We start from the raw sequence: 14,226 nt of genomic DNA, 5'->3' as shown, positions 1-14,226 counted from the left end.
AGTATGCTCCAGCACCTAGGCTCTGTTTCGACCTTGAAGACATGAGGGCAAGATGAAGATTTCAGAGGTCTCGACCGCCACTGGTCTGAGCATCGACACGCTCCGGTTTTACGAGAAGATCGGCCTGATCGACCCGCCACCGCGCGATGGGGCGGGGCGGCGCGATTACCCGGACGATGTGATCGGCTGGATCGCATTCCTCGGTCAGCTCAATGCCACGGGCATGCCGCAGGCGGAGCGGGTGCGCTATGCTGAGTTGCGGCGTCAGGGTGCGGCCACTTACACGGCGCGTCGCGAAATGCTTGAGGCGCACCGGGAGGTGATCCGGGGTAAGCTGGTGCTGATGCAGGAAACACTCGCCCTCATGGATCGCAAGGTCGCGATTTATCAAAAGCTTGAATCAGAGGAAGAGAGCCATGTCTGACGCATTGCAAAAGGGCCGCGAGGTCATCAAGGTGCTGAACCCCGATTTGGAGACCATCTTGTCGGAACGCTATGACGGGATCGTCCCGGACATGGCAGAGACCCTGATCGAATGGGCTTATGGGCGGCAATATGCGCGTGCGGGCGTGGATCTGAAAACCCGCCAGCTTTGCACGGTTGCGGCGCTGACGGCCTTGGGTGGGGGCACCGCGCCGCAGCTTAAGATCAACATCGAACATGCTCTGGCGGCGGGTGCCAGTGAGACGGAAATCGCCGAAGTGATCTGGCAAATGGCGCTTTATGCCGGGATGCCTGCCGCGATCAACGGGTTGAATGCCGCGACAGAGGTGTTTGGGGCCGCCTGACGCACAGCCGGCTTGCGGTGCGATGGCTTTTCATCTTTGCCGCAAGCGGTCATGCTCGGGACAAAGGAGCCTCAGCATGAATCATGTGACCCCCGAAGAGATTGCCGCAGATACACGTTTCATCGAGAAGATGACGGCGATCCGCCGCGACATTCACGCCCATCCCGAGACCGCTTTCGAAGAGGTGCGGACCTCTGCTTTGGTGGCGGAATTTTTGGAGAAACTGGGAATCGAGGTGCATCGCGGGCTTGGCAAGACCGGCGTGGTGGGAACGCTCAAGGGCAAGCGACCGGGGCAAAAGGTGATCGCGCTCCGCGCCGATATGGATGCGCTGCATATCACCGAGGCCACCGGGCTGCCCTACGCTTCGCAAGTGCCGGGCAAGATGCATGCCTGTGGTCATGACGGGCATACGACGATGCTGCTCGCTGCCGCCGAGAAACTCGCCACCGATCCGGATTTTGCGGGCACGGTGCGCTTTGTGTTTCAACCGGCGGAGGAGGGCGGAGGCGGTGCGCATGAGATGATCAGGGATGGTTTGTTCGATCTCTTCCCGACCGATGCGATCTATGGTGTGCACAACGGTCCGATGGATCCGCTGGGGCAGATGACCACGCGGGTCGGTCCCTATACCTCCGCTTCTGACGATTGGGAGGTGGTGTTCGAGGGCACCGGCGGGCATGGCGCCTCGCCGGAGAAGGCGACCGATCCCACCGTGGCCGCGGGGCAGTTCATGGTCGCGCTCGGCAATGTCGTGTCGCGCAAGGTGGCGCTGACCGATTGGGCGGTGGTTTCCATTGGCCATGTCGCGGGGGGCGAACGGCAAAGCCCGAACATCATTCCGGCAAGCGTGCTGGTGGCGGGTACGGCGCGGAGCTATCGCCCCGAGGTGCGCGATACGCTGGAGCGTGAGATTGCCCGTCTGGCCGAAGGTTGCGCGCTGGCGGCCGGGGTCGAAGCCCAGGTGCACTATGATCGCGGCTATCCGCCGTTGGTGAATACGGCGGATGAAGTCGCAGTTGCTGGCCGTGCCCATGCGGCAGGAGCCGGGGCGGGGTTGACCGATACCAAAGCGCCTGCGATCGGGGCCAGTGAGGACTTTGCTTATTATCTCGAAAAGATTCCCGGGGCTTACGTGTCGATCGGGAATGGCGATGGACCAAATGCGGCCTTCGTTCATACGCCGAAATTCGATTTCAACGACGCGCTCATTCCCATCGGTGTGGCCTACTGGATGAATGTCGTGGCCGAGGAACTTGGGTGAAGCGGGTTGCGGTATACCATCGCATCCATATAAGCCACTGATAAAGAATGAATTTTTAATTTGCCTCGGGAGGCATGCCTGGGCTATAGGCGAAAGACATAATATTTCACAGAGACTCCCATGGCTCCTTTGACCGATCACCCGCGCCGCTATGAACTGGCCAATGAGTTGCACGCCCGTCCTTTTCCCGAAGTGACGACCAACGCGCGGGCGGCCTATCTGGCGATCCGGGCGGCGGGCGATGCGGCGCGGCGCGACCGCGATCTCGACCGGGCGCATCTTCTGGCGCTTCTGGACCGCTACGGTGCGCCGCATCCGGCACCGGGGGCGACGCATTACATAGGGCCTCTGGGCAAATACCGTCTCAAGTGGGAAAGCCATACGGAGTTCGTGACCTACACAATCTTCGCCGAAGGGGTGGCGGAGCGGGCCTTCGACAAGAACACCTTCGATCTCTTTCCCGAAGACTGGCTCGACGCGGCACCAGGGCTACGGATCACCTCCGCGCTGATCAGGGTCGAGACCGTGGAACAGGACGCGCAGATCATCGAGCGGATCGACAGTTGGTTCGAGCGCGAAAGCCTTGCCGTGGCCCGTGTGCTCGACGGGGCGATGGTTGTGGCGGGCGATTTTCGCATCGACGAAGCGGGGCATATGCGTTTCGCGATCTTCCCCTGCACGGATTGCGGGCAACGCCGGATCGGGCGGGTTTTGCAGCGGCTTTGCGAAATCGAGACCTACAAGGCGATGTCGATGCTGGGCCTTGTGCAGGCGCGCAAGGTGGTGCGTGAGCTGGCCGATATCGAGAAGGAGCTGGCGGAGTTGATGGCGACGCTCACCGCTAAACAGGACGTGCCCGCCGAGGAGATGCTTGAGGATATTCTCGGGCTGTCGACCCGGATTGAGGGTATCGTGACACGGACGAATTTCCGCTTTGGTGCGACCGGGGCCTATGAGGCGATCGTGACGCAGCGGGTCGACGTGCTGCGCGAAAGCCGGTTTCAGGGGCGGCAGCTGTTCAGCGAGTTCATGATGCGGCGCTTTGATCCCGCGATGCGCACGGTGCATGCCGCAAAGACGCAGCTTGAGAATCTCGCCGAACGGACGGCGCGAGCGGCGAACCTGTTGCGCACCAAGGTCGATGTGAGCCGTCAGGCGCAGAACCAGAAGCTTCTGGAAAGCATGGACAAGCGCGCCGATCTGCAACTGCGTCTTCAGGAGACGGTGGAGGGGCTGTCGGTGGTGGCGATCAGCTATTATGCCGTAAGTCTTGCGGGCTACCTGATCTATCCGGTACTGGAACCGCTGGGCCTGTCGAAAGGCGTGGCGCTTGCGCTGCTCACTCCGCTGGTTGTCCTTGCGGTCTGGCTTGGGCTGCGGCGGATAAAGAAACATCATCTCGGATAACCCGCGCGGTCAGTACGCCACCCAAAGCGATGGAGATCAGCGCGAGGATGGCGGCGAGCGATAGGCTCGGCACACCCGCAAGCCCCGCGCCGACGGTGCAGCCGCCCGCAAGCACACCACCCACGCCCATCAGTGCCGCGCCCGCCATGTAACGCCCGGTTTGACGGGGGCTCTCGAAGCTCTGCCAGCGGAAGCGGTCAGACAACAGCGACGAGGCGAGAGCCCCCAGAAGGACACCGCCGATCAGGCCGGTGCCGAACCCCGCAGGGATGGAGGAGGCGGCGACGGACCAGAACAGGGTCTCCGCCGAAGGTGAGGTGAAGGACAGGCTTTCCATTGCGATCGGATCGAATTCGTCAAACAGGACGAAGCCGGTGCCGATCCATGCGGCAGGCACGAGAAGGCCGATCAGCCCGCCGAGGATCAGATCGCGCCCGCTGTTCGCGTATTTCCACGCGACAAGCGCGGACGTCCCCGATATCAGCGCGGTCCAGAGCAGGGCGGGGCCGGGCAGGGCGGCACTGTCGAGCGGGACGGTGATGTTGCCGAGCGTGGTGCGGACGGGAGCGAGTACGCCCTTGAGCGTCGCGTGTGCGACCACGGCAAAGACCACGAGCACAAGGGCGGCGCGGAGATTGCCGGAGCCGCTGAGCACGGTAAGACGGGAGACGCAGCCGCGTGTCAGAACCATCCCGGAGCCGAACATCAGCCCTCCGGTCACGATGGCGAGCCAGGGCAGGTCGAGGGCGAGAAAACGGTGATCAGCGAAGGAAATCAGCCCTTCGGCAACCGCGATCTGGGTGCCGATCACGGCACTGGCGAGTGCTGCGAGCCAGACGCCCGCAGCGGCGCCGCGCTCGTTACGCGGACCGGCGACGGCACGGCGGAAACAGAAACGCGACACTTCGGCCAGCGCGCCGAACAGCACGCCGATCCCGAGCCCAAGGATCACCGAGGCCTGACGCGGGGTCATGTCCAGTCCGAATGTTTCATACATGTCGCAGATCTCCGGGAGAGGGGAATGTGTGAGGAATTTCCGTCTGCATATGCGGAGGAAATACGCTGTGGCAATCTTTCGTTGGATGGGTTTGGCAGGACTGCGGAGAACATTGTTCTCTGGTTTCCGGTCTTGGGAAAACGCAGTCATGCCTCGTGAGCGAGGCGGCAAACAAAGAAAAACGCGCCGGGCGTGCGGCGCGTCTGTTGTTTTTATTTTGCCCCAAGTGTTACCGGCCACGAATACGCGGGTCGAGCGCGTCGCGCAGCCCGTCGCCGATGTAATTCACCGCCAGCACGGTGAGCGAGATCGCCAGACCCGGCCAGATCACGCGTTCGGGGTATTGCTGGATCATGTCCTTGGCGTCGAACAAGAGCCGTCCCCATGTCGGGTAATCCGGCGGGAAGCCGAGGCCGAGGAAGGAGAGCGCGCTTTCCGTGATGATCGCATTGGCAATGCCCAGAGTGGCCGACACCATGATCGGTGACATGATGTTGGGCAGGATGTGCCGCAACACAACCCGGCGGGAGGGTGTGCCGATGGAGCGGGCGGCGAGCACGTATTCGCGTTCCTTGAGCGCCAACACGTCGCCCCGCACGATCCGCGCGGTCTGCATCCAGCTTGTAATGCCGATGACGAAAACGATCAGGATGAAAATCCCGGCCTCAAGCCCGAACATCTTCCGCAGGGGATCGCGGAACAGCATGATGATCACCATCAGAAGCGGCAGGAGCGGCAGGGCCAGAAACAGGTCGGTGAGCCGCATCAGCATGCCGTCGAGCCTTTTCCAATAGCCTGCGAGGACGCCGACGAAAGTGCCCAGAACGAGCGACAGGATCATGGCGGTGAGACCGACGGAAATCGACACCTGCCCGCCCGCAAGCATCCGGGCGAGGATGTCACGGCCCAACTGATCGGCTCCGAAGGGATGCGCCAGAGACGGTCCCTGATTGCGGGCGCGGAAGTCGATATAGGTCGGGTCGATCTTCCAGAGGAAGGGGCCGAGGTAGACTGCCAGCACGATGAAGACGAAGAAGATCAGCCCCGCCATGGCGCCCTTGTGGGTCTTGAACTGGTCCCAGACATCCCACCACTGGTTGCGGGGAGCTTTCGGTTTGACGGTGGTGGTCACGGTTGCGTCTGACATGATCAACCTCCCTTAGTCGTAGCGGATGCGCGGATCGAGAATGCCGTAGAGGATGTCCGCGATGAGATTGAAGAGCACGATGAGCACAGCGAAGATGAAGGTCAGTGTTTGCACCATCGGCGCGTCCGAGGCGTAGATCGCGGTGATCAGCATCTGGCCGAGGCCGTTCACCTGAAACACCTGCTCGGTGATGATCGCCCCGCCGAAGATCGAGGGCACGCCGAGCGCGATCACGGTGACGACCGGGATCATCGAGTTGCGCAGCACGTGCAGCAGGACGACGACTTTCTCCGACATGCCTTTGGCGCGGGCGGTGCGGACGTAATCCTGATTGAGGTTGTCGAGCATGGAGGCGCGCATGAAGCGGCTGACCTGGGCTGCGTTGTACAGCGTGAGAACGAAAACCGGCATGGCCATTTGTTTCATCTGGAAGACGAAGGAAGACCAGTCGGTGACTTCGTGCGTTGTGTCGTAGATCGAGGGGAACCAGCCCAAGGTGACGGAGAAGATCACGATCAGCAGCACGCCGGAAAAGAAGGTCGGGATGGAGAACCCGATCATCGACACGAAGGTGCCGAGCTGATCGAACCAGCTATATTGCCGGTAGGCGGAAATGATGCCGATCGGTACGGCGATGAGCGTGGCGAAAACATAGGAAAGACCCACGACCCAGAGCGTTTGCGGCATACGTTCGGCGACGACGGACATGACGGGTGAGCGGGACTGGAAGGAAATGATCCGTTGTTTGCCCTCGGAAAAATCCGTGCCGAAGAGATGATCGAAAGCCACCTGCGGCTCCACGATGAAGAACTGGTAAAGCCAGTTCAGGAAGCGGATATGCACCGGCTCGCCGAGGCCCAGAGCTTCGCGCATCCGCTCCTTCACCTCCGGGGGCACCGTGAGCGGGATGGAGGCCATCGGATCGCCGGGGGCAAGATCCAGCAAAAGGAAGATCACCAAAGAGATGAACAGAAGCGTCGGAATGGCGAGGAGTAGACGACGGATCGTGTAATGGAGCATAGGCGGCGCCTCGGTTCAGGTCTTTTGTCTTGGGAGAGGGCGCCCCGTCCTCGCGGGGAGGGGACGCCCGAAAAGAGATTACTCTTTGATGCGATACCAGTCGGCGGCATTCCAGAGCTCGGAATCCCACGCATTGATCTCGACCCCGCCCAGCGTGTTAGACGCGGCGGAGACACGGCCGCGATAGACCAGCGGGATGATCGCGTAGTCCTGCATCAGCATATCGTTCATGGTTTTTGCCAGCTCGGCGCGCTTTTCAAGATCGCCGGTCTTGGCCATTTCCGCGACCAGAGCGTCATATTCTTCGGTGCAGTAGCGCGGCATGTTGTTGCCCTGCCATTGCGTTTCCGGACGCGGTGCCTGTTTGCACTCCCAGTTGGCCATGTAGGCTTCCGGGTCGGTGCCGTCGAAGTTGTTGGCGTACATTTCCACATCCGCGAAGAACTTCTGGAACGTGTCCGGGGAACCCGCGTCGCCACCGAAGAACACAGAGCTGTCGATGTTGCGCAACTCGACCTCGACGCCGATCTCGTTCCACCACTGTTTGATGATCGCCTGGAAATCCTGACGCACGGCGTTGGTGGAGGTCTGGAACAGTAGTGAGAGTTTCTTGCCATCCTTTTCGCGGATGCCGTCGGAACCCATGACCCAGCCATCTGCTTCGAGCAGGGCTTTCGCGCCTTCGATGTCCTGCACCATGCAGGCGTCATTGGCGGTGGAGGCGTAGATCGCAGGCGCCGGCAGAACGTTACAGGTCACTTTACCCGCGGCCCCATAGCCGATTTCCACAAGAAGCTCGCGGTCGATCGCCATCGAGAGCGCCTGACGCACGGATTTGTCCGACAGGATCGGGTGCGGATGCGCGGCGGTGGCTCGTTTGTCGCCAAGCGCCGGATCGGGATCGGTGTAGTTCACCATGATGCGTTCGACGAGGGTGCCGAAGGCGGAGACCAGCTTGCCCTTGCCCTTGCTCTCCATGTCGGCAAGCACATCAGGGGCGAGTTGCAGGTTCCATGCGTAATCGAACTCGCCGGTCTCAAGCACCGAACGACCCGCAGCCGCCGCATCGCCACCGCCCTTGACGGTCGCGGTCGCAAACGCCGGTTTCGCCGGATCGCGGTAGTTCGGGTTGGCGGACATGGACACCACGTCATTGGTCTTGAATTCGTCCACGACGAAGGGGCCGGTGCCGATGGGAGCAAAGTTCTGATCGGTGCAGGAGGCCATGGCTTCGCCGGTGCAATCGGCGAACTGCGCCTTCTGGATGATCGGGGCCTGATTGCCCACGAACGGCCCGTAGGGGAAGGGTTTCGGTACGCCGAAATGCACGATCACGGTCAGGTCGTCGACGATTTCCACATCTGTGACGTCATTGTATTTCTCGGATTGGGAACAGCCGCCACCCTCGGAGGTGCAGTATTCCCAGGTGAAACGCACATCCTCGGAGGTCAGCGGCTTGCCATCGGACCACAGCAGGCCTTCCTTGAGCTTCCATGTGACGTTCATCAGATCTTCGGAGACGCCACCGTTCTCCACGGTCGGTACGGATTCGGCGAGGAAGGGCACCATGTTGCCTTCCGCATCATAACGTGCCAGCGGTTCCAGCACGAGCGAGCCGACTTCAAGCTCTTTGGTGCCGCCCGACAGATAGGGGTTCATCGTCGAGGGCGCTTGCCAGTAGATGATGTTCACATGGCCGTCGGAGCCACGTTCCGCAAACGCGGCCGGGGCCATGGCGAACCCTGCGACGGTTCCCAAAACGGTGCCCATCAGGGCAGTCTTGATATTCATTTTAACCTCTCCTTGTTGGATGCTCTTGTCCTCGAAACCGGCGCCTTGGTGGCGCTCTCTCAGGTCGTTTGGTACAGGTGACAGGTCACCTGATGCCCCGGTGCGATCTCCTGACCCAGCGGGTCGATCTCGCGGCAGATGTCCATGACCTGCGGGCAGCGGGTGCAGAAATTGCAGCCTTTCGGCGGGTTGGACGGCGAGGGCACGTCACCCTGCAAAAGAATGCGCTCGACCTTTTCCTCAAGCCACGGATCGGGCTCGGGGACGGCGGACAAAAGCGCCTGCGTGTAGGGGTGTTTCGGATCGGCAAACAGCGTCTCGCGGGAGGCAAGCTCCACGACGCGCCCGAGATACATCACCGCCACCCGGTCCGCGATATGGCGCACCATCGACAGGTCGTGAGAAATGAAGAGGTAGGTCAGGCCGAACTCTTCCTGCAAATCTTCCAGAAGGTTCACCACCTGCGCCTGAATCGACACATCGAGCGCGGCGATCGGTTCGTCGCAGACGATGAATTTCGGATTGAGCGCCAGCGCGCGGGCGATGCCGATCCGCTGGCGCTGACCGCCGGAAAACTCATGCGGATAACGGTTGGCGAAGTCGCGGTTTAGCCCCACTGCGTCCATCAGAGAGAGCACCTTTTCGCGCTTCTCCGCTTTCGAGAGTCTGGCATGTTCGTCCAGAGGCTCGCCGATGATCGCCGCCACGGACATGCGCGGGTTGAGTGAGGCCTGCGGGTCCTGAAATACCATCTGCATGGTCGGGCGCATCTTGCGCAGGTCGGGCTGCGGCGTGTGGCCGATCTCCACCCCGTCGATCCTGATCGTGCCCTCGGTGATGTCGTAAAGCCGCAGGATCGCGCGTCCGGCGGTGGATTTGCCGCAGCCGCTTTCACCCACGAGGCCAAGCGTTTCACCTTCGTAAATGTCAAAGGAAATCCCGTCGACGGCTTTCACCTCGCCCACGCGTTTCCTGAGCACGCCCGCATGGATCGGGAAATGCATTTTCAGGTCCCGGACCTCAACCAGAACCTTGTTCGATTTGGTGTCATCCAGCATGGGCACCTCCCTCGAATTCGGGCCTGCCGACGGCGGCGGCGCTGACCGTGGCTCTGGGCGCTCCGGCTTCGAAATCGTAAAAACAGGCGGCATCATGGCCCGGTCCGACGTCGAACCGTGCCGGGTTCTCGGACAGGCAACGTGCGAAGGCAAAGGGGCAGCGTGCGGCGAAGGAACAGCTCGACGGTTCTGCGCGCAGGATCGGTGGCTGGCCTTCGATCACCTCAAGCCGCTCGGCCCGTTCGCCACGCACGGAGGGCACGGTTTTGAGCAGAGCGCGGGTGTAGGGATGGCGCGGATGTTTGAACAACTCGCGCACCGGCGCATGTTCGACGATCTGTCCGCCATACATCACCAGAACCCGGTCGGCGATCCCGGCGATCACGCCCAGATCGTGGGTAATCCAGATCACCGCCATGCCGAGTTTTGCGCGCAACTCATGCATCAGTTCGAGAATCTGCGCCTGAATGGTGACGTCAAGCGCGGTGGTCGGCTCGTCGGCGATCAGCACCTCGGGATCGCAGGCCAGCGCGATGGCGATCATCACCCGTTGTCGCATGCCGCCGGAAAACTGATGCGGGAAATCCGACAGGCGGCGCTCCGCATCGGGGATGCCGACGAGTTCGAGCAGTTCCTTCGCCCGCCCGCGCGCCTGCGCCCTAGACATCTTCATATGTTTGCGCAGCGGTTCCATGATCTGATAGCCGACCGTGAACACCGGGTTCAGCGAGGTCATCGGGTCCTGAAACACGAAGCCGATGCGGGCACCACGGATTTTGCGTAACTCATCGTCGGAAGCCTTGAGCAGGTCGGTGCCGCCGAAATCGACACCCGCTCCCGAGACCTGCGCGGGAGGCGAGGGGATCAGACCGATCAGCGACATCATGGTCACCGACTTGCCGGAGCCGGATTCGCCAACAACGCCCAATAATTCACCAGGCTTGAGCGAGAAAGACACGGAATTGACGGCATGAACGGACCCCGACCGCGTTTTGAAAACGGTCTTCAGGTCCCGGACATTGAGTACGGGTGCGGCCCCATCGGCCATACGGTGACCCCCAAACTGTTGGTTTTCTTTGTTATTATGTTTCCGCTCCGGTTGGTCCGAAGTCGGTATGACAAAACGGTATCACCTCTTTTTGAGGGCGCAAGGGGCAAGGTGCCCGAAAGTGCAACTTTTTTTACCAATGGATAAATTGTGAGGCACATCTGCTTGACCTCTGTGCAAAGCGCGATCACGCTCGGAACAAACCCCGCGACATGGGGCGCGATCAGGGGGGTGTGCCAAAACGCATCTTGCCTCGGTTGTGCCCAAGGCGTCGGGTTACAGGGAGCCAGAATGTTGGCCCTTACTACGAACACCCTCATCCTACTCCGCCGGAGACCGATATGCCGATCAAGAACCGCCTCGCCGAATTGCTTCCCGAAATCACCGCTTGGCGACGAGACATCCATGCTCACCCCGAATTGCAATTCGACCTGCCGCGCACCTCGAAGAAAGTGGCGGACCTTTTGCGCGAGTTCGGCTGTGACGAGGTGGTCGAGGGAATGGCCAAGACCGGCGTCGTCGGGGTGATCAAGGGCAAAACGGACAGCAAGGGCCGCACCGTGGGGCTGCGCGCCGATATGGATGCGCTGCCGATCTTTGAGGAAACCGGCTCCGAATACGCCTCTAAAAATCCCGGCGTGATGCATGCCTGCGGCCATGACGGTCACACGGCGATGCTTCTGGGCGCGGCGAAATATCTGTGCGAAACCCGGAATTTCGACGGCACCGCCGTGGTGATTTTCCAACCTGCCGAAGAGGGCGGCGGCGGTGGCCGGGTGATGTGCGAAGAGGGGTTGATGGAGCGTTTCGGCATCGACGAGGTCTACGGCATGCACAACTGGCCGAACCTTCCGACGGGGACATTCGCGATCCGTCCCGGCCCGTTCTTTGCCGCCGCCGACGAGTTCGAGATCTATGTGAAGGGCAGGGGCGGTCATGCCGCGAAACCGCATGAGACGGTGGACAGCACGGTGACGGCGGCGCATCTGGTGATTGCGCTTCAGACCATTGCCTCGCGCAATGTGGACCCGACGAAACAGGTGGTCGTTTCCGTCTGTACGGTCGAAAGTTCATCCAAGGCGCACAACGTCCTGCCCGCGCAGGTCATGCTGAAAGGCACTGTGCGCACGCTGGATGCGGACGTGCGCAAACAGGCGGAGGATCGTCTGAAAGAGATTTGTGCCGGGATCGGGGCGACTTTTGGCGCTGATATCGTGGTCGATTATCATCTGGGTTATCCGGTCATGGTGAATCACGACCGCGAAACCGAATACGCGATCGAAGCGGCGACCAAAGTGTCGGGCGGCTGCGAGGAATATCCGCTGGTGATGGGGGGCGAGGATTTCGCCTATATGCTGGAGGAACGCCCCGGCGCCTATATCATCGTCGGCAACGGTCCGGGCGCGCCGGTGCATCACCCGAAATATATGTTCAATGACGAGGCCCTGCCTGCGGGGTGTTCGTGGTATGCCGAGATGGTGGAAAGCCGCTTGCCGGCGGCGTGATCCCGATGAGGCTCATCATGTGACGAACGGGCCTCATATGAAGAGCGGGTTCCCTTGGGACGCGGACAGAGCTGGGCGCATGGCCTATCGTGCGCTTCTCTTCCTTGTGTTGCTCTTCTGCCTCGCGTCATTCATCTCCAGTCTCACCGGGGACTGGAAAAACGGCGGTTCGGATTTTCGTCAGGGCGACTGGCTCATTCACATGCATGGAGGTCCCGTGCGGCGTGGTGTCGTGGGGGAGGTTTTCCTTTGGCTGTCTGATGTGACCGCTGTGTCTCCGGTGGCTGTCGTGATCGCGACGCAGGCCGTTCTGGGACTGGCTCTGCTTGTGGTGATGGCGCGCGTGTTATGGCGTCTGCCACAGGATGCCATGTCCGCGTTGCTTTTCCTCTCCCCGGCCTTTTCTCTGGTGTTCTGGTGCGCTGAACATGAGGCAACCTTTCGCAAGGAAATTCTGGGCGCGCTTGCACTGTTTTGTGCTCTGGGAGCACTGCAAAAGCAGAAGCTCTGGCTCTATCACCTTTCCGGTGCGCTCATGGTTCTGTCGGTCTGGGCGCATGAAGCCATGGCATTTCTCTTGCCGGTTTTCATGGCGATCTCTTGGGCCGTGTTGCGATCACGTGAAGATATCGGACGACCGACGCGCCCCGTCCTTATTACGACCGGGATCGTGTTGCTGCTCGGGGGCGCAGGTTTCTGTTTCGCCCTTGTGTTCCGAAATGTCGACAACGTCGCGCAGCTTTGTGAGCCTCTGTTGCAGCGGGATGTTCCGGAAACCTTCTGCGCGGGGGCAATCTCCTGGGCTGCGGCGGAGATGAAAGATCATCTGGCGCTCTTGCACACGGCCCGGAGCGAGCGGAACATGCTGTATTTCGGCCTGGGGGCCGTGCTTTGGAGTCTGCCCTATGCGTTCTTTGTGGCGGATGTGCGGCCCGTCAGACGTGGATTGTTTTTGATCCTCTGTGGCGTTGTGCCGATTCTGCCGCTGTATTTCGTGGCGATTGATTGGGGCCGGTGGCTAAGTCTACAGGCGTTTTGCCTGACGGTGCTGTTCATCGCGGCCACGCATGTCGGTTGGCTCCGGCGCAACTCCGGCGGCAGATGGATCGTGACACTTCTGTGCCTGATCATCGCGCTTCGGTGGCATCCGGACTATTTGACCGGGCTGCCCTGATCACCCTCCGGTATGGCTCATATGCCGTGAGACCTGACCATCGGCCCGCTGGCGGGAATAGTCGAAATCGTGGCCTTTCGGCTTGTGCGAAATCGCCTCTTCGATGGCGGCGATCAGCGGCCCGTCATCCTCGGGATGCGCGCGCATGACGTCGCGTAGCGAGGCGTTGTCTTCCTGTCCGAGACACATGAAGAGATCGCCGGTGCAGGTCATCCGCACCCGGTTACAGCTTTCGCAGAAATTATGCGTGAGCGGCGTGATGAAGCCGATCTTCTGCCTGGTCTCTTCAAGCCGCACATAACGCGCGGGCCCTCCTGTGCGCTCGGTGAGATCGGTCAGTGTGTAGCGCATGGCAAGATCGCCGCGCAGATCCTTGAGCGACCAATATTGTCCGATCCTGTCCTCATTACCCAGATCGCCCATCGGCATGACCTCGATGAAGGTCAGATCCATTGCTTCACGCGCGCACCATTCCGTCAGGTCGAAAAGTTCGTCCTCATTGAAGCCCTTGAGCGCCACGGTGTTGATCTTGATCCTGAGACCGGCCTCTCGCGCGGCGTCGATCCCGCGGAGCACCTGATCGAGACGGCCCCAGCGCGTCACACGGGCGAATTTATCCGTGTCCAGCGTGTCGAGCGAAACGTTCACCCGTCGCACGCCTGCGGCATAGAGATCGGTCGCAAATCGGTCGAGCTGCGAGCCGTTCGTGGTCAGCGTCAGCTCTTTCAACGCACCGCTGTCGAGGTGCCGGCTCATGTTGTTGAAAAAGGTCATGATCCCGCGCCGCATCAGAGGCTCGCCCCCGGTGATCCGCAGTTTCTCGACGCCCAGACCGATGAAGGTGGAACACATCCGGTCAAGCTCTTCGAGCGTGAGCAATTCCTTTTTCGGCAGGAAGGTCATGTGTTCCGCCATGCAATAAACACAACGGAAATCGCAGCGATCCGTCACCGACACCCTAAGGTAGGTGATCGCACGGGCAAACGGGTCGATGAGACGGGGCGCGTTGGACATGGCGGACAATCTA

At 61.0% G+C, this 14,226-nt stretch carries 13 protein-coding genes; 6 read left to right on the top strand and 7 right to left on the bottom strand.

Annotated elements, in window-relative coordinates; genetic code table 11:
* Positions 1 to 52 precede the first annotated feature (52 nt).
* The 4 genes from C8N42_RS09560 to C8N42_RS09545 all read left to right on the top strand — a co-directional run bounded on the left by C8N42_RS09560 (position 53) and on the right by C8N42_RS09545 (position 3,459).
* Positions 53 to 424: a MerR family transcriptional regulator gene (locus tag C8N42_RS09560; RefSeq protein ID WP_107816344.1), complete on the top strand. Its 372-nt coding sequence runs from the start codon at positions 53 to 55 to the stop codon at positions 422 to 424.
* Positions 417 to 788: a carboxymuconolactone decarboxylase family protein gene (locus C8N42_RS09555; RefSeq protein WP_107816343.1), complete on the top strand. Its 372-nt coding sequence runs from the start codon at positions 417 to 419 to the stop codon at positions 786 to 788. Before C8N42_RS09560 ends, C8N42_RS09555 begins: the two co-directional genes overlap by 8 nt.
* A gap of 76 nt (positions 789 to 864) precedes the next feature.
* A complete protein-coding gene (locus C8N42_RS09550; RefSeq protein WP_107816342.1) occupies positions 865 to 2,052 on the top strand; it encodes an amidohydrolase in 1,188 nt (395 codons plus the stop codon).
* A gap of 120 nt (positions 2,053 to 2,172) precedes the next feature.
* Entirely contained in the window at positions 2,173 to 3,459 is a 1,287-nt protein-coding gene (locus C8N42_RS09545) for a DUF3422 family protein (protein ID WP_107816341.1), read from the top strand.
* On the opposite strand, the gene C8N42_RS09540 is transcribed toward C8N42_RS09545, so the two are convergent.
* The 6 genes from C8N42_RS09540 to C8N42_RS09515 all read right to left on the bottom strand — a co-directional run bounded on the left by C8N42_RS09540 (position 3,392) and on the right by C8N42_RS09515 (position 10,520).
* On the bottom strand, positions 3,392 to 4,456 hold the full coding sequence (locus C8N42_RS09540; protein WP_107816340.1) for a YeeE/YedE family protein: 1,065 nt from the start codon (positions 4,454 to 4,456) through the stop codon (positions 3,392 to 3,394). The two genes, C8N42_RS09545 and C8N42_RS09540, sit on opposite strands and share 68 nt — an antisense overlap.
* Positions 4,457 to 4,685: 229 nt before the next feature.
* Positions 4,686 to 5,603 carry an ABC transporter permease gene (locus C8N42_RS09535; protein ID WP_107816339.1) on the bottom strand — a complete coding sequence of 306 codons (918 nt, stop codon included), beginning with the start codon at positions 5,601 to 5,603 and terminating at the stop codon, positions 4,686 to 4,688.
* 12 nt (positions 5,604 to 5,615) lie between these two features.
* Positions 5,616 to 6,623 (bottom strand): ABC transporter permease, encoded by a 1,008-nt coding sequence (locus tag C8N42_RS09530; RefSeq protein ID WP_107816338.1) that lies wholly within the window; start codon positions 6,621 to 6,623, stop codon positions 5,616 to 5,618.
* Positions 6,624 to 6,701: 78 nt separating this feature from the next.
* Positions 6,702 to 8,414: a peptide ABC transporter substrate-binding protein gene (locus C8N42_RS09525; protein ID WP_107816337.1), complete on the bottom strand. Its 1,713-nt coding sequence runs from the start codon at positions 8,412 to 8,414 to the stop codon at positions 6,702 to 6,704.
* Between the two features lie 59 nt (positions 8,415 to 8,473).
* On the bottom strand, positions 8,474 to 9,472 hold the full coding sequence (locus C8N42_RS09520) for an ABC transporter ATP-binding protein (RefSeq protein ID WP_170109259.1): 999 nt from the start codon (positions 9,470 to 9,472) through the stop codon (positions 8,474 to 8,476).
* Positions 9,462 to 10,520, bottom strand: a complete 1,059-nt coding sequence (locus C8N42_RS09515; RefSeq protein WP_107816335.1) for an ABC transporter ATP-binding protein — start codon at positions 10,518 to 10,520, stop codon at positions 9,462 to 9,464. The genes C8N42_RS09520 and C8N42_RS09515 overlap by 11 nt, the downstream gene beginning before the upstream one ends.
* 341 nt (positions 10,521 to 10,861) lie before the next feature.
* On the opposite strand from C8N42_RS09515, the gene C8N42_RS09510 reads away from it, so the two are divergent.
* Positions 10,862 to 12,025, top strand: coding sequence for a M20 aminoacylase family protein (locus C8N42_RS09510; protein WP_107816334.1), 1,164 nt, complete (start codon positions 10,862 to 10,864; stop codon positions 12,023 to 12,025).
* A gap of 79 nt (positions 12,026 to 12,104) precedes the next feature.
* Positions 12,105 to 13,199 (top strand): hypothetical protein, encoded by a 1,095-nt coding sequence (locus C8N42_RS09505; protein ID WP_107816333.1) that lies wholly within the window; start codon positions 12,105 to 12,107, stop codon positions 13,197 to 13,199.
* On the opposite strand, the gene moaA is transcribed toward C8N42_RS09505, so the two are convergent.
* A complete protein-coding gene (moaA, locus tag C8N42_RS09500) occupies positions 13,200 to 14,213 on the bottom strand; it encodes a GTP 3',8-cyclase MoaA (RefSeq protein ID WP_107816332.1) in 1,014 nt (337 codons plus the stop codon). It abuts the gene before it with no gap.
* Positions 14,214 to 14,226 lie beyond the last annotated feature (13 nt).

It is taken from the genome of Celeribacter persicus, from assembly GCF_003050785.1.
In the GTDB taxonomy this organism is placed as follows: domain Bacteria; phylum Pseudomonadota; class Alphaproteobacteria; order Rhodobacterales; family Rhodobacteraceae; genus Celeribacter; species Celeribacter persicus.
The sequence above is the reverse complement of the archived record's forward strand: the minus strand, read 5'-3'. Positions and strand labels throughout refer to the sequence as shown.